The sequence below is a fragment of the Hymenobacter coccineus genome, from assembly GCF_001816125.1.
Lineage (GTDB): Bacteria > Bacteroidota > Bacteroidia > Cytophagales > Hymenobacteraceae > Hymenobacter > Hymenobacter coccineus.
The window spans coordinates 1-18671 of record NZ_MDZA01000001.1; the positions used below are offsets into that span (position 1 = coordinate 1).

Annotated in this window: 23 protein-coding genes and 1 pseudogene; 17 read left to right on the forward strand and 7 right to left on the reverse strand. The window is 58.4% G+C overall.

From position 1 onward, the window contains the following. Positions 1-202 precede the first annotated feature (202 nt). The 4 genes from hemW to BEN49_RS00020 all read left to right on the forward strand — a co-directional run bounded on the left by hemW (position 203) and on the right by BEN49_RS00020 (position 3230). Positions 203-1339, forward strand: a complete 1137-nt coding sequence (gene hemW, locus BEN49_RS00005) for a radical SAM family heme chaperone HemW (RefSeq protein WP_070739084.1) — start codon at positions 203-205, stop codon at positions 1337-1339. Positions 1340-1497: 158 nt separating this feature from the next. Further along, on the forward strand, positions 1498-1911 hold the full coding sequence (locus BEN49_RS00010; RefSeq protein WP_070739054.1) for a hypothetical protein: 414 nt from the start codon (positions 1498-1500) through the stop codon (positions 1909-1911). Next, positions 1908-2579, forward strand: a complete 672-nt coding sequence (locus tag BEN49_RS00015; protein WP_070739056.1) for an alpha/beta fold hydrolase — start codon at positions 1908-1910, stop codon at positions 2577-2579. The genes BEN49_RS00010 and BEN49_RS00015 overlap by 4 nt, the downstream gene beginning before the upstream one ends. Before the next feature lie 60 nt (positions 2580-2639). Then, a complete protein-coding gene (locus BEN49_RS00020; RefSeq protein ID WP_070739058.1) occupies positions 2640-3230 on the forward strand; it encodes a hypothetical protein in 591 nt (196 codons plus the stop codon). Positions 3231-3356: 126 nt separating this feature from the next. On the opposite strand, the gene rpmA is transcribed toward BEN49_RS00020, so the two are convergent. Then, positions 3357-3632: a 50S ribosomal protein L27 gene (rpmA, locus tag BEN49_RS00025; RefSeq protein ID WP_068238357.1), complete on the reverse strand. Its 276-nt coding sequence runs from the start codon at positions 3630-3632 to the stop codon at positions 3357-3359. 114 nt (positions 3633-3746) lie between these two features. Next, a complete protein-coding gene (gene rplU / locus BEN49_RS00030) occupies positions 3747-4052 on the reverse strand; it encodes a 50S ribosomal protein L21 (protein WP_070739060.1) in 306 nt (101 codons plus the stop codon). 530 nt (positions 4053-4582) lie between these two features. On the opposite strand from rplU, the gene BEN49_RS00035 reads away from it, so the two are divergent. Beyond that, entirely contained in the window at positions 4583-5542 is a 960-nt protein-coding gene (locus BEN49_RS00035; protein WP_070739062.1) for a ribonucleoside-diphosphate reductase small subunit, read from the forward strand. Between the two features lie 71 nt (positions 5543-5613). Here the strand turns inward: BEN49_RS00035 and BEN49_RS00040 are convergent, their stop codons facing one another. The 3 genes from BEN49_RS00040 to BEN49_RS00050 all read right to left on the reverse strand — a co-directional run bounded on the left by BEN49_RS00040 (position 5614) and on the right by BEN49_RS00050 (position 7120). Beyond that, positions 5614-6063, reverse strand: a complete 450-nt coding sequence (locus BEN49_RS00040) for an RES family NAD+ phosphorylase (RefSeq protein ID WP_070739064.1) — start codon at positions 6061-6063, stop codon at positions 5614-5616. A gap of 38 nt (positions 6064-6101) precedes the next feature. Further along, positions 6102-6560, reverse strand: a complete 459-nt coding sequence (locus tag BEN49_RS00045) for an Xre family toxin-antitoxin system antitoxin (RefSeq protein ID WP_070739066.1) — start codon at positions 6558-6560, stop codon at positions 6102-6104. A gap of 89 nt (positions 6561-6649) precedes the next feature. Continuing rightward, a complete protein-coding gene (locus BEN49_RS00050; protein WP_070739068.1) occupies positions 6650-7120 on the reverse strand; it encodes a nuclear transport factor 2 family protein in 471 nt (156 codons plus the stop codon). A gap of 566 nt (positions 7121-7686) precedes the next feature. Between BEN49_RS00050 and BEN49_RS00055 the strand changes: the two are divergent. From BEN49_RS00055 to BEN49_RS00060, 5 genes and pseudogenes are all read left to right on the forward strand, one after another. Next, positions 7687-10066 (forward strand): annotated as a pseudogene (locus tag BEN49_RS00055) (ribonucleoside-diphosphate reductase subunit alpha). 78 nt (positions 10067-10144) lie between these two features. Further along, complete coding sequence (locus BEN49_RS28730; RefSeq protein WP_204376016.1) at positions 10145-10642, forward strand: ParA family protein; 498 nt, start codon at positions 10145-10147, stop codon at positions 10640-10642. Positions 10643-10848: 206 nt separating this feature from the next. After that, complete coding sequence (locus BEN49_RS28735; RefSeq protein ID WP_204376017.1) at positions 10849-11190, forward strand: hypothetical protein; 342 nt, start codon at positions 10849-10851, stop codon at positions 11188-11190. 2 nt (positions 11191-11192) lie between these two features. Next, the gene (locus BEN49_RS25135; protein ID WP_083325624.1) at positions 11193-11789 is read left to right on the forward strand and encodes a HEPN domain-containing protein; all 597 of its coding nucleotides are present in this window, start codon (positions 11193-11195) and stop codon (positions 11787-11789) included. A 77-nt stretch (positions 11790-11866) separates the two neighbouring features. Beyond that, positions 11867-12088 (forward strand): DUF433 domain-containing protein, encoded by a 222-nt coding sequence (locus BEN49_RS00060; RefSeq protein WP_317040369.1) that lies wholly within the window; start codon positions 11867-11869, stop codon positions 12086-12088. Here BEN49_RS00060 and BEN49_RS00065 read toward each other — a convergent pair whose 3' ends face one another. Both BEN49_RS00065 and BEN49_RS00070 read right to left on the reverse strand, forming a co-directional pair. Beyond that, the gene (locus BEN49_RS00065) at positions 12089-12433 is read right to left on the reverse strand and encodes a DUF5615 family PIN-like protein (protein ID WP_070739070.1); all 345 of its coding nucleotides are present in this window, start codon (positions 12431-12433) and stop codon (positions 12089-12091) included. Further along, positions 12430-12654 (reverse strand): DUF433 domain-containing protein, encoded by a 225-nt coding sequence (locus BEN49_RS00070; protein ID WP_070739072.1) that lies wholly within the window; start codon positions 12652-12654, stop codon positions 12430-12432. Before BEN49_RS00070 ends, BEN49_RS00065 begins: the two co-directional genes overlap by 4 nt. A gap of 213 nt (positions 12655-12867) precedes the next feature. On the opposite strand from BEN49_RS00070, the gene BEN49_RS00075 reads away from it, so the two are divergent. The 7 genes from BEN49_RS00075 to BEN49_RS00100 all read left to right on the forward strand — a co-directional run bounded on the left by BEN49_RS00075 (position 12868) and on the right by BEN49_RS00100 (position 18478). Further along, positions 12868-13626: a hypothetical protein gene (locus BEN49_RS00075; RefSeq protein WP_125916335.1), complete on the forward strand. Its 759-nt coding sequence runs from the start codon at positions 12868-12870 to the stop codon at positions 13624-13626. 136 nt (positions 13627-13762) lie between these two features. Then, a complete protein-coding gene (locus BEN49_RS00080) occupies positions 13763-14671 on the forward strand; it encodes a DUF5694 domain-containing protein (protein ID WP_125916337.1) in 909 nt (302 codons plus the stop codon). Between the two features lie 143 nt (positions 14672-14814). Beyond that, positions 14815-15423 (forward strand): Crp/Fnr family transcriptional regulator, encoded by a 609-nt coding sequence (locus BEN49_RS00085; protein WP_070739078.1) that lies wholly within the window; start codon positions 14815-14817, stop codon positions 15421-15423. Positions 15424-15489: 66 nt separating this feature from the next. Beyond that, a complete protein-coding gene (locus tag BEN49_RS29060; protein WP_239691749.1) occupies positions 15490-15714 on the forward strand; it encodes a carboxymuconolactone decarboxylase family protein in 225 nt (74 codons plus the stop codon). 36 nt (positions 15715-15750) lie between these two features. Beyond that, positions 15751-15894: a carboxymuconolactone decarboxylase family protein gene (locus BEN49_RS29065; protein ID WP_239691750.1), complete on the forward strand. Its 144-nt coding sequence runs from the start codon at positions 15751-15753 to the stop codon at positions 15892-15894. A gap of 110 nt (positions 15895-16004) precedes the next feature. Further along, on the forward strand, positions 16005-16358 hold the full coding sequence (locus BEN49_RS25140; protein ID WP_083325625.1) for a YbbC/YhhH family protein: 354 nt from the start codon (positions 16005-16007) through the stop codon (positions 16356-16358). A gap of 386 nt (positions 16359-16744) precedes the next feature. Next, positions 16745-18478, forward strand: coding sequence for a T9SS type B sorting domain-containing protein (locus tag BEN49_RS00100; RefSeq protein ID WP_158022689.1), 1734 nt, complete (start codon positions 16745-16747; stop codon positions 18476-18478). Positions 18479-18671 lie beyond the last annotated feature (193 nt).

Consider the following 18671-nt stretch of genomic DNA (forward strand, 5'->3'; position numbering starts at 1 on the left):
GAGGCCAGCCCCGGCTGGTTGGGCGCGGCGGGGTCGAGGGTGGGCGTTTGGGCATGGGCAGCCGGGGCCCCCAACCGCAGCACCAGGCCCAGCAACCCACCAAAACGCAGAAAAAACCGGACGTACATTCGGGGACGATAACGCGCCAGTCGGCGTTTAATTTCCCGAATGTAAAACGGCCGCCTTCCCCGTTTTGCCGCCCATGCCTGGCCTCTACCTCCACATCCCGTTCTGCAAGCAGGCCTGCTCGTACTGCGATTTCCACTTCAGTACCTCGCTGGCCCTGAAAAGCCGCCTGGTGGACGCCCTGGTGCAGGAAATTGCCCTGCGTCAAAACTACCTGGGGCCCCAAGCAACGCTCGATACCATCTACTTCGGCGGCGGCACCCCTTCGCTGCTTACAGCCAGTGAGTTAGGGCTGATATTTGATGCCATCCACCGGCATTTCGCCGTGGCACCGGGGGCGGAAATTACCCTCGAAGCCAACCCCGACGACCTCACGGGCCCCAAGCTGGCCGAGCTAGCTGCCACCGCCGTCAACCGCCTCAGCATCGGCCTGCAAAGCTTCTACGAGCCGCACCTGCGCCTGATGAACCGGGCCCACACCGCCCCCGAATCGGCCGCGGCCGTGTGCCGGGCCCAGGATGCGGGCTTCGAGAACCTGTCCATCGACCTGATTTACGGCGTGCCCGCGCCCGGCCACCACATCTGGGAGGCCGACCTGGCCAACGCCTTCGCGCTCGATGTGCCCCACGTGTCGGCCTACGCCCTCACCATCGAGCCCGACACGGTACTGGGCCGCCGCCAGGGCAAGGGCACGTTTGCCGCGCCGCCCGACGAGTTCGTGGCCGTGCAGTTCGAGCTGCTGTTGGCCCAGATGCGCGTCCACGGCTACGGGCAGTACGAAATCAGCAACTTCTGCCGCCCGGGCCGCGAGTCGCGCCACAACGGCAACTACTGGCGCGGCGTGCCCTACCTGGGCGTGGGCCCCAGCGCCCATTCCTTCGACGGCCAGAACCGCCAGTTCACCCTGGCCAATAACCCGCAGTACGTAGCCGTGGTGCTGGAGCGCGGCGAGGTGCCCGCCACGGTGGAGGTCCTCACGGCCCGTGACCGGGCCAACGAATATTTGCTCACCACGCTGCGCACGGCCCGCGGCTGCGACCTAGCCCACCTGCGCGATGCGCTGGGCCTCGACCTAGCCCAGGCCCACCCGGCCTACCTGGCCGCGCTCACCGCCCAGGGCTGGGCCACCATCCGGCAGGAAGTGCTTACTTTGACCGACGCAGGCAAGCTGCTGGCCGACCAGATTACGCTGGAATTGTTCATCGCTGAGTAGGCTGATTAACCGTGATTTGGCTGATTCAGCCGCTGATCAAAGTGGTCAATTGTGGTTTCGCTGCTTATACTTGAGCAGTGGACTGATGAAAGAGTAAAAAGTGCCGGGCAGCCCCTGGAATCAGCGAAATCACGGTTAATCAGTCAAAATCAGTGATTATGAAACTCCTGAGCGACAGCCTCGCCGACGACGTAGACTTCTTTGTGGAGCACGTGTACGTCGTGGCCATCGTGTTCGACAACACCGACGACGTGACCGTGTGGGCCACCACCGACTTCGACCACGAGCCCCATTTTTTTCACCTCGCCCTGCCGTTTCAGTCCCTCGACACGCTGCTGCGCCTTACCGCCGACCGCGCCGAGACCATCCAGGAGGAAGTGGCCGACGCCCTGGCCGCCAGCGAGTGGCCCGCCCTGCTCGAATTCGACTCCGACGAGGCGCCGCCGGTGCCCCTGCCCAGCGTGGCCCTCAAGCTCTCCGTGACCTACCCCGCCGACGAAGAGGGCGAAGATGACCCCCAGCCTCACAACATCTTCTACCTCGAAGGGGTGTATGTGCGGCTCGATTCGTGACCGGGGCCCCTGCCGCGCCCGTCTTCTACCTCATTCCCGGCTTAGGAGCCGATGAGCGGGTATTTCAGTGCTGGGAGCTAGCAGGTGAAGTGCACATCCTGAAGTGGTTACCGCCGCAATCGGCCACCGAGCCACTGGGGCCCTACGCCGCTCGGCTGGCCGCTGCTGTGCCGGTAGCGCAGGCGTGCTGGCTGGTGGGCGTGTCGTTTGGGGGCCTGCTGGCGCTGGAGATTGCCCAGCTGCGGCCCCGGGCGCGGGTGGTACTGGTTTCGAGTTTAGCGGGGCCCCACGAGTTGCCTTGGACGCTGCGCGCCGCTCGTGCCACCGGCCTGGACCGCCTTTTGCCGCCCGTATTGCTCCAGAAATTACCCTGGGCTGCCAAGTGGGCATTCGGCGTGAAAACCAAGGGCGAATACGCGCTACTCCGGCAAATCATCGCCGATACCGACCCCGCGTTTGCCCAGTGGGCCATCGGGCAGCTGTTGCGCTGGCGGGGCGTGCCGGGCCGGGGCCCCGCCGCCCGCCTGCACGGTACCCACGACCGGCTGCTGCCGCCTCCCGCCACCGGCATCGATTGCCTGGTGCCCGGCGCCGGGCACTTCCTGGTTGTCAGCCACGCCGCCCAGATCAGCCATTTTCTGAACCAGTTGGCAGATAATAGCCGCTGATTATCAAGAATTTCACGATTAGATTGGGCAGTTAACCACGCGCGCGATTTCATTGCTCCCATGTGGCTGTTTAAAACATTGACCGCCGGCACGGTGCCCCTGCGGGCACAGAACCAGCCGCCGCACCGGCTGCGGTTGAAGGCAGGCTTCAACCTCGCCCACCTAGTCATCAGCCCCGATGTGCGCGGCCGCTTGGTGGTACCGCTGGCGCTGGGGGCCGAGTACCGCGTGGGGCCCCAGCTCAGCCTTTACCCCCAAGCCGAGGCCTACCTGCGCACGGGCCGCGGCCCAGTTAACCGCCGGGCCCGGGCCACGTTGCCCCTGCTGGGCGGCACCGGGGCCCTGGGTGCCCGCTATTATTACCACCACGTCCGGCTCTCCGACTCGGTGACCCGCCGCTCGGCCCGGTTCGGCGACTATTTCGCTTTGGAAGGTAGCGGCGAGTGGCAGGAGCTGGCCGCCGCGCGCGGCCGGCGGCGCAACCGCGCCATGCTAGCCCAGCTCGTGCTCGGGGTGTATGCGCTGTGGGCACGCAGCGCGGCTGGGTCGGCCACCCGCTATTGTTCGATGCCAACGTGGGCCTCGGCCTGCAAGCGCCCGCGCAGTATTATACCCGCCCCGAGCAAGTGCTGGCGCACGCCTGGGCTGTAGCGGCCCAGATAAACCTGCGGGTGTACTTCGGGCATTAGCGAGTTACAGCTGCTCTAAACCACGAAAGGGCTGCCCTGGTAGGAGCAGCCCTTGTAGTCATTTGCCCAGAGGCAAAGGTGCGGGAAGCTAGGCTTGCGCTGCTTCGGCCACGGCCGGAACCACCGTCACGAACGAACGGTCTTTGCGGCCTTTGTTGAACTGCACCGTGCCGTCAACCAGAGCGAACAGCGTGTGGTCTTTGCCGATGCCCACATTAGCGCCGGGGTGGTGGCTGGTGCCGCGCTGGCGCACGATGATGTTGCCGGCGATGAGCGTCTGCCCACCAAAAATTTTCACGCCGAGGCGCTTGGAATGCGATTCGCGGCCGTTGTTCGACGAGCCGACACCTTTCTTGTGAGCCATTTTTTTTGAGCTGTTGGCTACTAGCGGTTAGCTATTAGCCTTCGGGTTAAAATAAGACAACTGCCAGTAGAACAGGAAGCTGACAGCTAATAGCTGTCAGCCAACAGCTCAATACTAGCCGATGCTGTTAATCATTAACTTGGTGTAGTCCTGGCGGTGGCCGTTCATCTTCTGGTAGCCCTTGCGGCGCTTCTTCTTGAAGACGAGCACCTTGTCGCCCTTTACGTGGGCGAGGATGGTACCGGTCACAGCCACGTCCAAGGTGGGGGTGCCTACGGTGAGGGTGCCGTTGTCATCGGTCAACAGGGCATTGCCCAGTTGCACGGTGTCGCCGACGTTGCCGGCCAGCTTGTAGGCGTAAACGAATTTGTTGGCTTCAACTTTGGTCTGTCGGCCAGCGATATTGACAATAGCGTACATCGGTCTGCGCGGGGTTTCTGAAAATCGGAAGGCAAAAGTACGCGGTTAGTTCCGGAAAACCAAGCCTAAATCGTTAATCCTCATTTGTCCGGCGTTTTGCAAGGGTCCATAACGGTCGTAAAACGTGACACAGCACGCCGCCGGCCGCCGGAGCCCTGCGCTGACCACCGGCCCTGAATTGCATTGAGGTAAGGCTGATTTTGTGGACAAGTCCCACTTATCCACAGGTGTGATGTGGATAAGTATCTGTAAATGGGTGAATTTTCAATGTTTTCGTGGAGTATTACTAGAATGTTACAAGCGGGGCGGGAACCGGATGCTACCGGGAAAATGATCTTAAGAACAAGGTTTTTAGAAGAAAATAGGATTAAAAAAAATCTGCATTTTTCCACATCCTGATAGCCCGGCACTTGCCTATCTTTGGAGTCGGGGCCCCGTGCGGCCGGTGCGCTGCGGCCAAAACAACGGCCACGCCCGCCGGTTTGCCTGCCCAATCCCTTCGCCTTTCCGCCATCCCTAGCCCCTACTGCATGGAACCGCTCCTCGCCGAAAACCCCAACCGCTTCGTCCTTTTTCCGATCCAGAATGCCGAGGTGTGGCAGTTCTACAAGCAGGCCGAAGCCTCGTTCTGGACCGCCGAGGAAATTGACCTGAGCCAGGACCAAAAGGACTGGAACAACCTCAACGATAACGAACGCCACTTCATCAAGCACGTGCTGGCCTTCTTCGCGGCCTCCGACGGCATTGTGAACGAAAACCTGGCCATCAACTTCATGCAGGAAGTGCAGCTGCCCGAGGCGCGTTGCTTCTATGGCTTCCAGATCATGATGGAAAACATTCATAGCGAGACCTATTCGCTGCTGATTGATACATACATCAAAGACCCGAAGGAGAAGGATTACCTCTTCAACGCCCTCGAAACGGTGCCCGCCGTGCAGAAGAAAGGCGAGTGGGCCCTGAAGTGGATCAACTCCGAGAACTTCGCCGAGCGCCTCATTGCCTTTGCCGCCGTGGAAGGCATCTTCTTTTCGGGCTCGTTCTGCTCGATTTTCTGGCTGAAAAAGCGCGGCCTGATGCCCGGCCTGACGTTCAGCAACGAGCTGATTTCGCGCGACGAAGGGCTTCACTGCGACTTCGCCTGCTTGCTCTACAGCTACTTGCAGAACAAGCTGAGTGAGAGCCGTGTGCAGGATATCATCCGCGACGCGGTGACCATCGAGCAAGAGTTTGTGACGGAGGCCCTGCCCGTGAGCCTCATCGGCATGAACGCCAAGACGATGTCGCAGTACATCGAGTTTGTGGCCGACCGCCTGCTGGTGGCCTTGGGCTGCGGCAAAATCTACAATACCACCAACCCGTTCGACTTCATGGAAATGATTTCGGTGCAGGGCAAAACCAACTTCTTCGAGAAGCGCGTGGCCGAGTACCAGAAGGCCGGCGTGATGAGCGAGCGCAACGACAACGTGTTCTCGCTGGACGAGGATTTCTAAGCCGCGTCATAGGGTTTATTCAACGCCAAAGGGCCCCGACTTACAAATAAGTCGGGGTCCTTTGGCGTTGGTTATTTTAATCGCGCATCAAACGGGTGCGGTTCCAGCGATACAACGCGGAGCCCCTGGTGCTCGAGGTGCAGCGGGTTGAGTAGGTAATTGTATTCAGTGGGCGACTGTGCCGAGGATACTCGGAGGAGCCAGTACTGCGCTTCCCTGATCCAGGCCTCGGTTAGGGCGGCTAGCGTTGGGGAGTATGGTAGCCCTGCCCAACCATTGGGTAATTCGTCTGCTTCGACCAATTTGGTGGAAGCGTCGTCGGGCGTTTCTAGCGTCAGTGCAAAGTACCCGGTGGGCAGGACAGGTGAGTTGGCCAGCATTTCCAGTTTCGCTAACGAGAGGTGCTCGGCCGCATACAGAATCTGAGTACCTTTCTGGTGCCAGCGGCCGCTGTGGTACAGCCCACCCTGGCCCGAAAGGTCTTGGATGTAAGGCTGCTTACCGAAACGGTACAACTTCATGAAGTGCGAAATAGGGGCACGGGATTAATCGCGGCGTTTTAGGAAAAAATTCCCCACTGAATCCGACCTAATACCTCGCGCACCTGCTCCCTGCCCAAGGCTGAAGCCATTAGTTCTTGGGGGCGCGCGCCGCCCAAGGCTTGGTTTTCAAACTGGAGCCATCGGTGAAAGTCTGGTTCGTTTTCGAATACTTCTAAGCCCTTGGCCACTACCGCTGATAATTGAATGGCTTTCTCCGCTTCGTCGCGGCTGAGGGGTTTTTGGGACTGTTCGCGGCGAGCTAGCGTGCTTTCGGAAATGGAAAGGACCTCGCTCATTTCGCGGTTGGTAAACCGCAGGTGGCGTTGCAAGTGCCGCACCGCTTTTACCGACACGCCAGCCGCCGCGGCGTACATGAGGTCTAGCTCAGTGCGGATGGGCTGCGGCATCACCGACGGGCCCCCGAGCAGGGCAACAATGGCCGTGAGAGCAGGTTGAAAAGCAGGGGCGGCAGTCATTTGCAGGTTGCTAAAGCGTCAATTGACTGCAATATACGCCTGTGATTTTGCGTATTCGTCATTCCTTCGGCGCGCTTGTCGCTACGCTGCTACAGACCCAACTCCGTCAGCCCTGGGTAATCCGCTGGCCGGGTCCCCTGGGGCCAGTGGAATTTTCGTTCTGACTCGCTGATGGCCACGTCGTTAATGCTGACTTCGCGGCGCTGCATGAGGCCTTGGGCGTCGAATTCCCACTGCTCGTTGCCGTAGGCGCGGAACCACTGGTTTTGGGCGTTGCGGTACTCGTACTGGAAGCGCACGGCGATGCGGTGCTCGTGGAAGCCCCACAACTCCTTGATGAGGCGGTACTCGTGCTCGTGCTGCCACTTACGGGTGAGGAAGGCTTGGATGGCGGCGCGGCCGGCGAAGAACTCGCTGCGGTTGCGCCACTGGCTGGCTTCGGTGTAGGCCAGGGCCACGCGGGCGGGGTCGCAGGAGTTCCAGGCGTCTTCGGAGAGGCGGGCCTTTTGGGTGGCCGTGGCGAATGTGAACGGGGGCAGGGGCGGGCGGGCTTCGGGCATGCGGGCGGGGGCAGGTGACCTTTTGCAGAATGCGGTATCTACCGCCGAGCGCAAGCTATGGCTTTACCCCTTCATCCCGCACCCCGATGACGCCTATTTCTGAACAGTGGCCGCTGCCCGGCCAGGTTGACCCCGCGCTTTCGCCCTGCGCTTTCTGCCGCCGCCGGCTGCGCATCGGGGAGCGGCCGGTATTTACCTCGTGCTCGTGCAAAGCCTTGGGGCCCCCGGTGACGATTGCCAGCCTTACGGTTGGTGTGGTATTGATAGTGAGCGGAATATGGTGGGTTTTTCGTGAAAAATAGTGCATATTGCACATGGTACAATGCTAATATTTAGCTGACCTATAATCATTATTTACCTAATGGTGACATTCGCCGCCCGGCTCGTTTTTCAAAAAGCGGCCGGGCGGCCTCATTTTCAGGCTATGTGGAAAACTTCTAAAATTTTCCCTTGGCCTCCCCTAACCTTCGGACTAATTTCCGGTCTTGAAACTCTCCGCCCCCGCACTGGGGGCCCTGACGCAACTCCTCTTCGTACCCCCCGGGTACTTACCTAACCTAAAAACTATGCTGGTAATTAAACGCGACGGCCGCCGCGAGTCCGTGAAATTTGATAAAGTCACGGCCCGGATTGAGAAGCTGTGCTACGGCTTGCACATGGATTTCGTGTCGCCGATTGAGGTGGCCAAGAAGGTGATTGACGGCATCTACGACGGCGTGACGACCGTAGAACTCGACAACCTCGCCGCCGAAACCGCCGCCTCCCTCACCACCCGCCACCCCGACTACGCCATTCTGGCGGCCCGCATCGCGGTGAGCAACTTGCATAAGGTGACCTCGAAGTCGTTCAGCAGCACCATGAAGCGGCTGTACACCTACGAGGACCCCAAGAACGGCGAAAACGCCTCGCTGCTGGCCAAGGACGTGTGGGAAGTGATTCACAAGCACGCGGCGACGCTGGACTCGGCCATCATCTACGACCGGGACTATAACTACGACTTTTTTGGCTTTAAGACCCTGGAGCGGAGCTACTTGCTGCGCCTGGAGGGCAAGGTGGTGGAGCGGCCCCAGCACATGCTGATGCGCGTGTCGGTGGGCATCCACAAGGAGGACATTGACTCGGCCATCAAAACTTACAACCTGCTGAGCGAGCGGTGGTTTACCCACGCCACGCCCACGCTCTTCAACGCCGGCACGCCGAAGCCGCAGATGTCGTCGTGCTTCCTGCTGACGATGAAGGACGACTCGATTGACGGCATTTACGACACGCTGAAGAACTGCGCCTTGATTTCGCAGTCGGCCGGCGGCATTGGCTTGTCGGTGAGCAACGTGCGCGCCACGGGCTCCTACATCAAGGGCACCAACGGCAACTCCAACGGCCTGGTGCCGATGCTGAAGGTGTTCAACGACACGGCCCGCTACGTGGACCAGGGCGGCGGGAAGCGCAAGGGCGCCTTCGCCATTTACCTGGAGCCCTGGCACGCCGACATCTTCGAGTTCCTCGATTTGAAGAAGAACCACGGCAAGGAGGAGATGCGCGCCCGCGACCTGTTTTACGCTATGTGGACGCCCGACCTGTTCATGAAGCGGGTGGAGGACAACGGCGACTGGACGCTGATGTGCCCCACGAGTGCCCGGGCCTGGAGAACACCTGGGGCCCCGAGTTTGAGAAGCTGTACCTGAAGTACGAGCGCGACGCCGCGGCCGCAAAACCATCAAGGCGCAGGAGCTGTGGTTCGCCATCCTGGAAAGCCAGACGGAGACGGGCACGCCCTACATGCTGTTCAAGGATGCGGCCAACCGCAAGAGCAACCAGCAAAACCTGGGCACGATCAAGTCGAGCAACCTGTGCACCGAGATTCTGGAGTACACCGACAAGGACGAAATTGCGGTGTGCAACCTGGCCTCGCTGGCGCTGCCCCGCTACCTCGTGACCGATGCCAAGGGCAACACCACCTTCGACCACGCTAAGCTGTACGAGGTGACCTACCAGGCCACGCTGAACCTGAACAAGGTGATTGACGTGAACTACTACCCGGTGCCCGAAACGCAGCGGTCGAACTTCCGCCACCGGCCCATCGGGCTGGGTGTGCAGGGCCTGGCCGATACGTTCATCGCGCTGCGCATGCCGTTCGAGAGCGACGAGGCCTCGGGCCTGAACGAGGACATCTTCGAAACCATCTACTTCGCCGCCATGACGGCCTCGAAGGACCTGGCCATGAAGGACGGGGCCTACGAAACCTTCCAGGGCTCGCCCCTGAGCAAGGGCCAGTTCCAGTTCGACCTGTGGGGCGTGACGCCCAAGTCGCGCCGGTGGGACTGGGACACGCTGCGCGCCGAAGTTGTAGCGCATGGCGTGCGCAACTCGCTGCTGGTGGCGCCCATGCCCACGGCCAGCACCGCCCAGATTCTGGGCAACAACGAGTCGTTTGAGCCCTACACGAGCAACATTTACGTGCGGCGCGTGCTGAGCGGCGAGTTCATGGTGGTGAACAAGCACTTGCTGAAGGACCTGGTGGCCCTGGGCCTGTGGAACGACGCGATGAAGCAGGAAATCATCGCTGCCAACGGCTCGGTGCAGGGCATTGCCCGGGTACCGCAGCACATCAAGGACCTGTACAAGACGGTGTGGGAGATTTCGCAGCGCCGCATCATCGACATGTCGGCCGACCGCGGGGCCTACATCTGCCAGAGCCAGAGCTTGAACCTGCACGTGCTGAACGTGAACTTCGGCAAGCTCACCAGCATGCACTTCCACAGCTGGAAGCGCGGCCTGAAAACCGGCATGTACTACCTGCGCACCAAAGCCGCCGCCGACGCCATCAAGTTCACGGTGGAAAAGCAAGCCGCCGAAACCCTGGAGCCGATGCTCGTCGCCGCCCAGAACCAAAGCGACATGAGCTGCTCGCTGGACAACCCGGACGCCTGCGAGGCCTGTGGGTCGTAAGAGGTTTAAAACCTTGCAAATTGTATAGTTTAACGGCCTGCAGATGATTGTATCCGCAGGCCGTTTTTATACTTCACCATGACAAAGTCAGTAAAAACCGTTGCCATATTTAACCATAAAGGCGGCGTTAGTAAAACTACAACAACATTCAATCTAGGTTGGATATTGGCCGAGCAGGGCAAGCGGGTGATAATAGTTGATGCTGACCCACAGTGTAATCTAACAGGGATGATACTCGGCTATAATAAAACAGAGCTTGAGGCCTTTTATAAAAAACCTGGAATTAATAACCTTCGGGATGGTCTTGCACCCGCATTTAAATCACAACCACGACTAATTGAACCAGTAGAATGTATAGAAGTTGCTGGGAGAAAAGGGCTTTTTTTACTACCAGGCCATATTAATCTGGCTGAATATGAAATTACCCTTGGCATCGCTCAGCAGTTATCTGGTACAATTGTAACGGTGCGAAATCTGCCAAGTGCAGCAGATTATTTGTTTGCGGAGACAGCCAAAAAATACGATGCTGACTATTTAATAATTGATATGAGCCCAAGCGTAAGCTCAATAAATTAAAATTTACTGATGACGAGTGATTATTTTATTGTGCCCACATCGCCAGATTACTTTTCAGTAATGGCAATTGACTCACTGCGTTCAATCATACCAAGGTGGAATCATTGGTCAGTACAAGCGCAAACGATGGACGTATTCACTGATGCTACTTACCCTTATCCTAAGAAGACCCCAAATTCTTAGGTGTTATAATTCAAAATTATCGTTTGCGGGGAGGGCGTGCTTCTCAAGCTTTTCAGTCGTGGATTGATGAAATCAACGATTCGGTCAATGAGCAACTGATTCCTGCTCTCAAAGTGGGAAGTATGCTTTTATCTGATGCTAAATATGTCAGTGCTGGAATGACAAAGGATTATATGTTAACTCAGGTATCTGATTTCAATAGTTTGATTGCGTATTCTCAGAAAGCCCAAACACCAGTTTTTGCATTGGCTGCTAATCAATTGGTGAGTGGTGGTAAAGCAAGAGAAAGGCAAGAACTGAGTATTCGAAAATTTAAGAAAATCTTCAATGAATTAGCATTGAAGATTATAGAAATGACAAACTAGTAATGACCCCTTACGGCCAATTCAAGGCGAATTCGCAGAGAGTAAAAGATTTAAACGGTCTTCACAATACTCTCGGTAGCATAACTACGCAAGCATTAGATCTGTCTGACATTTTGCGTGCAGAGGTCGTTTTGATTGTAAGTGCATTCGACTACTACATTCACGATGTTGTTAGATACAACATCGTGGAAACATTCCAAGGTAGAAGAAGCGAGTCAAAAAACTTTAAGTTAATTCAGTTAAGAATGGAAAGTGTCAAGGTTGCTCTTGCTAATCCATCATCTACTGGTTGGCTGGCTGATGAAATATATATGCAGCATAGTTGGAAGACTTTTCAGCACCCTGACAACGTGGCTAATGCATTGAGGCTTATAACGGATAAAAAGATATGGGAAGAAGTAGCGACATCTTTAGGGCAACCAGTAAAATCAGTTAAAAATAGATTTGAACTGATAGTTGAACGTCGTAATAAAATTGCTCACGAGGCAGATGCGGACATAACATTGCCAACGAGAAAGCTACCTATTGATGAAACGATGGTGAAAGAAATCATCGATTTCATAGAAACAGTAATTGAGAAACTCGAAGCTATTCTCTAATACAGCATAGTAACACCTAGCCGCATCCGCCCCGGGAGCGGCTGGTTTGGTTTTGGGGGTGGGGCCCCGGGCGGGGTTTGTATCTTCGCCACCTGGAAACTCCTGTTTCGGCGGCTCACCCGCGCATTACCATTGACCTCAACATTTGCCACGGGCAACCCACGGTGCGCGGCCTGCGCTACCCGGTACAAAACGTGCTCGAATACTTGGCGTCCGGCATGACGGAGGCCGAAATCTTGGCCGATTATGAGGACTTGGAAGCTGAAGATCTGCGCGCTTGCCAAGCCTACGCGGCGTAGTTAGGGCAGGATATTGCCAATCTCCACGAAGGGTTCACCGGCTTCCAATAGCTCAATGGCGGCGGGTAATGTAGCCGTTAGGACCTCTTGCAACCGCTCGTTGGAGGTGTTGCCACAGGTAAGCCAGATAATTTGGGGCGGCGGTCCGAAACGGTCGAGTAGCTGTCGAAAGTCAGCGTCCTTGGTGAGCACAACAGCCCCGGCGGTTTTAGCGGCTTGGAATATTTCTTCGTCCTCAGCATCGCGCAAGCCCAATGTGCGAAGTGCTATGGCCTGGACAGGGAATTTCCAGCTAATCCAGGCAGCAATGAGGGGCGATAGGTGCGCGTCAATCCAAATGGTCATGCGGCTAGGCGCGGGTAGTCAATCTGGCGGGCGGCGTATTGCAGGGCGGCTTGCAGGTCGAGGGCTTCCAGGTCGGGCATTTCGGCCAGAATCTGCTCGGCGGTGAGGCCCGCGGCGAAAAGCTGGAGCACGTCGGCCACGCGGATGCGCATGCCGCGAATGCAGGGCCGGCCACCGCACTGGCGCGGGTTGGTGGTGATGCGGGCAAGCAATGATTCCATGTAGCGAAGGTACTTACTGTTTCCTCGGCCGCTGGAGCCCCGGGAGCGGCTGGTTTTTTGGGGATTTGCTGGCTTCTTAAGGCAGGAGAGGATACATTAAGCCATTTTTCGTCTGGGAGTAAGACGCCTACCTTGGCTGCTTGAAATAGAACGATACGAGTTGTTTGCCGGACGCTCCGGATGCGTGTAGAGCCTATAGATATCGTAGCAACCATGAAAATTATAACCTTCTCATTATTTCTAAGCCTCGGAATTAATCTAAATTCCTTAGGTCAGATTACTGCTGCCCAGTCTGTTCCGACAGATGTGGCAGGTAATACGCAACGACTGCTACCAGTGGGTACCAAGAAATTGTCGGCAATGGGAGTTTCTATGAGCCCGAGGCTCATGGCATTGTCTGAAAAGTTTAAGGCGGGTATCCAAAAGGACCCTTCTTGGATTATAGAGCAGACAAAGCGAGCAAAGCCAGGCCCAATGATCTACGACAAAAAAATTGGAATGACGGAAGCGGAATGGGCCGAATACCAAACAGCAATAGACCCAGGTAATCTTCGGGTTGCGCCACAATTTACCGGTGATGTTAAAATAGTCCGTGACAAAAACACTCTGCGTTTCATCGCCACGGATAAATTGGCCATGCTTAACGATTCATGGTTCGACCTCGCAAAGAACGAAGTGCACATAGCGGAGTACGTGCTTCCATTTGTCCAGGAAACAACGGTTGGTACTGCAACAAACGTCTACGGAAGTTCATGGAAAGCATACACCTGGGAAATGCACGACCCACAAGTCGATGATTTTGAAAATCTAGACTTTGAAAAAATAAAAGCCATGAAGAAGTTGACTGTCTTCAATGTTCAACTAGGCAAGCTTGATAAAACCGGTCAAACATTCATGAAGCTCAAGGGTCAGAGCATTGTGAATGGGGTATCTAAATATTCGTTTGATACGCCATTCTTCTTTCAAGAGTAGAGTGTCATCCAGCCGCTGCCGCCCCGGGAGCGGTTGGTTTGTCTTTGGGGTAGGGGCCCCGGGGGATGCGCTGAGCCGCCACCCTAGCACCGAACGACTATTTTCGGGCGACTATCACCCGTTATTTCGCTTTAAGATGCGTTGGTTCAACCGCCGTGACCGGCATTGTTTGATGGGCTTGCTGGGGCTGCTGGGCCTGGCGGCTTGCGCCACCACCAAGAGCCAGCCCGTGGCTGGGGGCCCTGCGGGGGCGGCCCCGGTATCGGTGCTGCTGCTGGGGTGCAGCCACCTGGCGCAGCTGTATAAAGCGGGCAATGCGAATTCGGACGTGCTCACGCCGAAACGCCAGGCCGAGCTGGGGGCCGTCCTCGACGGGTTGCAGCGGTACCGGCCCGACGGCATTTTGGTGGAAGAGCTGCCCGAGCGGCAAGCCGCCCTCGACAGCCTCTACCAGTTGTACCGGCAGGGCCGGCTGGACCTGAACACGCTACCCGGCGGCCGCTCCGAGGTGTACCAGCTGGGGTTTGCGCTGGGCAAGCGGCTGGGGCTGGCCCGCATCCACTGCGTGAATGCTCCGGGCGGCACTTCCCAAAGCATTCTGCACGAGGGCCAAAACATTGAACTCTACCAGCAAGCCACCGCCCGCTGGCGCGCCTTCGCTGCGCCCTTCGATAAGCAGCTGCTGGACGGCACCCACACGCTGTCGCAGTACCTGCGGACGCTGAACGACCCCGCCACGGTGCAGCAGCTGCACACGCTGGTGTACCGCACGCCGGCCCGCGTCACCCACGGCACCCTGAAGGCCGACCCCATGGTGGACGCGGCTTTCCTCAACCCCCAGTACGTGGGCGCCGAGTTCATCTCCGTGTTCTACAACCGCGACTTGAAGGTGTATTCCAACATCGTGACCACGCAGCTGGCCAACCACCAAACCCGCCAGCTCGTGCTAATGGGCGTGCGCCACATCGGCTCGCTGCAAGGCATCTTCCGCGACGATCCCGCCTACCGCATCGCCGAAGCCGCGTCATATCTGGGCCACAACTAGCCGGCATGCTGCCCGCGGCCTCGGGTGCGCCCGGCCGCTGGGGCCCCGGGGGGCGGCGGCGGGGTGATAGCTTAGCCTGCCGGCCGACGGAGGCAGGGTGCGGCCGGGGCCCCACGCAGGCGACCGCTAAGCTGCTGATTATTATGCACACCGACCTCCTTGCGCACATTGCCCGCTACGTAGCCCTGGCCCCGGCCGAAGCCCAGCTGGTGCGCGACCACCTGGTGCTGCAAACCGTGCCGCGCAAAGCCCACCTGCTAGTTGCTGGGCAGCCGTGCTGCGCCAGCTACTTCGTGCTGCACGGCTGCTTGCGCATGTACTTCATCACCGAAAAGGGCACGGAGCAAATCACGCGGTTCGCGCTCGAAAACTGGTGGCTGGCCGACTACGCCAGCCTGCTGAGCCAGCGGCCGTCGCAGTTTTTTGTGCAGGCCGTGGAGGCCACCACGGTGTCCGTGCTCGACTACGCGCGCCAGGAGGAGCTGCTGGCCCGGGTGCCGGCCCTGGAGCGCTACTTCCGGCTGGTGCTCCAGCGCGTGGCCGCGGCCGACCAAACACGCCCCGTGTTCCAGTTTGGGCTGTCGGCTGAAGAGCTTTACCACCACTTCGTTGCCTCGTTTCCGGGGTTTGCGCAGCGGGTGCCGCAGTATATGCTGGCCTCGTACCTAGGGTTCACGCCCGAGTTCCTGAGTAAAATTCGAGCCCGGCCCCCGGCGGGCAAAGCCGGCCCCCTAGGGGCCCAAATTTCTTAACCTAGATTAAGGAGAAGCGGGCCGGGGCGGGCGGAATTTTGTCGCACACTTCAACCCCCACTTCTTATGGACCAGCGACTTAACCTGGAGCAACTTGAGCCCAACGCCTACAAGGCCATGTACGGCCTCGAGAAATACCCGTGCACTACGCAGCTCAGCGCCACTCACCGCTACTTAATTATGGTGCGGGCTTCGCAGCTCAACGGCTGCGCCTTCTGCCTCGACATGCACACCCGCGAGGCGCGGGCCCACGGCGAAACCAAGCAGCGCCTCTACCTGCTCAACGCCTAGCGCGAAACCACGCTCTTCACCGCCGAGGAGCAAGCCGTGCTGGCGATGACCGAGGAAGTGACCTTCACTAACAAGCACGTGGCGGAGGCCACGTACCAGCAGGCCGTGGCCGCCCTAAGCGAGCAATACCTGGCCCAGGTGCTAATGGCCATCGTGGCCATCAATGCCTGGACCGCATGAGCATTGCCACGAATTTGCCGCTGCCCGCCCAGCCGGCATCCGCCGCCTAAGTAGCTCCCGCCGCCGGGGCCCTGGGAGCGGCTGGCTAGCGGTTAAGGGTAGCTTGCGGAATGAAGCCGCACGTTTTTCTTCCACTCGTTGCGGGACTACTATTCGCAATGGGTAGCGCCGCAGCACAAAGCCGTACAGCAAAATTCCGCCGCCCGACAACCGAAACGGGTTACTTGCCACCGGCAGGGGTCGTACCCGATTCTTCGGTTGCTAAGCGCATAGCCGAAGCAGTGTGGCTTCCCATCTACGGGAAGAGCATTGAAGAGAAAAAGTCTTTTCAAGTCGTATTGTATGATAATGAGGTTTGGGTAGTGCAGGGTACGTTACCCAAACGCTATGAATTAGGTGGCGTGGCTTACATCGAAATAAATAAGAAGGATGGTCGCATTCTGAAGATTACTCACGGCAAGTGAATCAGAAACGCGAAGCATCGCCCTGCCGCCGGGGCCCCAGTAGCGGCTGATGTAAGAAAGAAAGTGCCTGCTGGCACAGAGTCTACGGCCAACGGTGAGTAAGTGCTAAATCGCTAATAGGGCCTGCACATATTTCTGCCAAACAAGAAGCTTAACATTGAAAACGTGCCCGTAAGCAAAGGATTGCGAATGAAGTAACATTATATTTACTAGTGGTTTAGGTTGTTATTTTAATTATTATTAGATAATATATGGGCTTTTTTACCCGGCTTTACGGTGGCGTTATCATAGGAGTGATATTGGGTTGTTTTTGGCTTGGCCCAGCAGCGGCCCAGGGGCGGTGGGCGCAACAAATAGGCGGTGCCCGCAACGACGACGTGCGCAACATGGCCCTCGGCAGCGATGGCACTGCTTGGCTGGTGGGTAGCTACATTGGCGAGGCCCGGTTTGGTCCCTTGGGGCCCATCGGCACGGGCGTGGCCGGAACGCCCCACACATTTATAGCCAAATACAACGAGCGCGGCAATGCCTTGCTGGCGATGCAATGCGCAGCCAGTAGTTTGGCCGACGTGGCCGTGGATGCGGCTGGCAATGCGTATGTATTGGGTGCCTTTACGGGAACTGTAGGGTTCGGCCTGGCCACCTTTGCCAGCCAGGGCGTCTCCGATATGGTGCTAATCAAGTACGATCAGTACGGGAACATCGTGTGGGCCCGGGCGGGCAACAGCCTACCTGGCAGCACAATCATGGGCAGCGGCCTAGCGCTCGACGCGGCAAACAACGTGTACGTGACGGGGTACCTGCGCGGGGGCGCCAACCTGGGGGGCAGTACCGCGGCGCTGGCCAGCGAGGGCCGCCAAAATTTGTTCGTGGCGAAGTACAGCCAACGGGGCGACCCCCTTTGGGCGCGGCAGGGTGGCGGCCAGCACGCCGAATGCACCGGCAACGCGGTGGGCGTGGATGCCACAGGCGCTACTTATATAGCCGGTACATTCAGCCAAACGGCGGCATTCGGCGCCACTACCCTCGTGAGCGAGAACAACAGCGCCTACGGTGGGGCCCTGCTGGTAAAATGCAGCAGTACTGGCGAGTTTTTGTGGGCCAAAAGCGAGGGCGGCCCCAGCGACGCAGTAGCCTTCGACGTTGCCGTCGACGACCAAGGGAACAGCTTGATAACGGGGATGCTCAGCGCTTCGCAAACGGGCAAGGCAGTATTCGGGCCGTACACGTTTCAAGTGGGCGGCTCCGATGGCTTTCTGGCCAAGCACGACGCCACCGGAAAGCTGTTATGGGCCAGCCAGATAGGCGGAGGCAATACCGAATACGGCACGAGCGTAGCGCTGGACAAAGCCGGTAATGGGTACGTAGCCGGCGTTTTTAGCTCTTCCCCGTCCAACTGGGGCCCTACTGCCCAGATCTCTACGGACGGCCAGAAAAATGTATTCGCCACCAAATACAACCCCCAGGGAGGCGTGGTGGTGGCTCAGCGCGAGGGCGCTTGTGGCAGCGCGTACAGCCCGAGTATTGCCGTAGCAGCTAGCCAGGACATTTACCTGGCCGGCTCGTTCATCGGAACGGCCAGTTTTGTGGCTACGCTCTTCCAAAGCCAAGGCAGCGGAACCGACATTTTCGTGGCCCGGCTGGGCGACTTATCAACCCCTTCTACACCGCCTAATTTCCCCTGCAGCGCGTCAGCGCCAGTACCAACACCGCCGCCTGCTCCCACCCCGCCGCCAACGCCAGCACCTACCCCGCCGCCAACGCCAGTACCCACCCCTGCGCCTACCCCGACGCCTCCCCCAGCACCTACCCCCGCGCCCGCGCCTAGTCCAGCGCCCGCGCCTCCTAGCGTGCCAGTTCCGGCGCCGCTGGCGCCGCTGATGATTCCCAACATCATCACCCCCAACGGGGACGGGCAGAATGACTATTTTAAAATTAACAACCTGGTAGACAAAGAATGGGCGCTCATCATTTATAACCGCTGGGGAAAGCAGGTGTACAATGCCCCGGCTTACGAGCAGGAGTGGAACGCCGAGGGGCTAGCTAGTGGTATCTATTACTACGCGTTGCGCCGCGCTACTGGTTCTCAATACACTGGTTGGGTGCAAGTTGTGCGCTAGCCCATGGTTTGTTTTTTGGGGCGGGCCGTGACTTGGGGCTGGGGTCCCACGCAATTAATCTCATCGCACCATGCCGCCTGCCGGAACGAATGCCGCCGCGCCGCCGCCCGCGCTGCTGGCGCTGGCCAACGCGGTGCCGAACGTGTTCTGGTCGGTGCTGGGGCTGGGGCCCCTGGGGGTGTACTGCTACCAG

Excerpts from the sequence above, each read along its gene's own strand:
- hemW (WP_070739084.1), top strand. The coding sequence starts at position 203 with ATGCCTGGCCTCTACCTCCACATCCCGTTCTGCAAGCAGGCCTGCTCG.
- BEN49_RS00010 (WP_070739054.1), top strand. The coding sequence starts at position 1,498 with ATGAAACTCCTGAGCGACAGCCTCGCCGACGACGTAGACTTCTTTGTG.
- BEN49_RS00020 (WP_070739058.1), top strand. The coding sequence starts at position 2,640 with ATGTGGCTGTTTAAAACATTGACCGCCGGCACGGTGCCCCTGCGGGCA.
- rpmA (WP_068238357.1), bottom strand. The coding sequence starts at position 3,632 with ATGGCTCACAAGAAAGGTGTCGGCTCGTCGAACAACGGCCGCGAATCG.
- rplU (WP_070739060.1), bottom strand. The coding sequence starts at position 4,052 with ATGTACGCTATTGTCAATATCGCTGGCCGACAGACCAAAGTTGAAGCC.
- BEN49_RS00035 (WP_070739062.1), top strand. The coding sequence starts at position 4,583 with ATGGAACCGCTCCTCGCCGAAAACCCCAACCGCTTCGTCCTTTTTCCG.
- BEN49_RS00040 (WP_070739064.1), bottom strand. The coding sequence starts at position 6,063 with ATGAAGTTGTACCGTTTCGGTAAGCAGCCTTACATCCAAGACCTTTCG.
- BEN49_RS00045 (WP_070739066.1), bottom strand. The coding sequence starts at position 6,560 with ATGACTGCCGCCCCTGCTTTTCAACCTGCTCTCACGGCCATTGTTGCC.
- BEN49_RS00050 (WP_070739068.1), bottom strand. The coding sequence starts at position 7,120 with ATGCCCGAAGCCCGCCCGCCCCTGCCCCCGTTCACATTCGCCACGGCC.
- BEN49_RS28730 (WP_204376016.1), top strand. The coding sequence starts at position 10,145 with ATGACAAAGTCAGTAAAAACCGTTGCCATATTTAACCATAAAGGCGGC.
- BEN49_RS25135 (WP_083325624.1), top strand. The coding sequence starts at position 11,193 with ATGACCCCTTACGGCCAATTCAAGGCGAATTCGCAGAGAGTAAAAGAT.
- BEN49_RS00065 (WP_070739070.1), bottom strand. The coding sequence starts at position 12,433 with ATGACCATTTGGATTGACGCGCACCTATCGCCCCTCATTGCTGCCTGG.
- BEN49_RS00070 (WP_070739072.1), bottom strand. The coding sequence starts at position 12,654 with ATGGAATCATTGCTTGCCCGCATCACCACCAACCCGCGCCAGTGCGGT.
- BEN49_RS00075 (WP_125916335.1), top strand. The coding sequence starts at position 12,868 with ATGAAAATTATAACCTTCTCATTATTTCTAAGCCTCGGAATTAATCTA.
- BEN49_RS00080 (WP_125916337.1), top strand. The coding sequence starts at position 13,763 with ATGCGTTGGTTCAACCGCCGTGACCGGCATTGTTTGATGGGCTTGCTG.
- BEN49_RS00085 (WP_070739078.1), top strand. The coding sequence starts at position 14,815 with ATGCACACCGACCTCCTTGCGCACATTGCCCGCTACGTAGCCCTGGCC.
- BEN49_RS29060 (WP_239691749.1), top strand. The coding sequence starts at position 15,490 with ATGGACCAGCGACTTAACCTGGAGCAACTTGAGCCCAACGCCTACAAG.
- BEN49_RS25140 (WP_083325625.1), top strand. The coding sequence starts at position 16,005 with ATGAAGCCGCACGTTTTTCTTCCACTCGTTGCGGGACTACTATTCGCA.
- BEN49_RS00100 (WP_158022689.1), top strand. The coding sequence starts at position 16,745 with ATGGCCCTCGGCAGCGATGGCACTGCTTGGCTGGTGGGTAGCTACATT.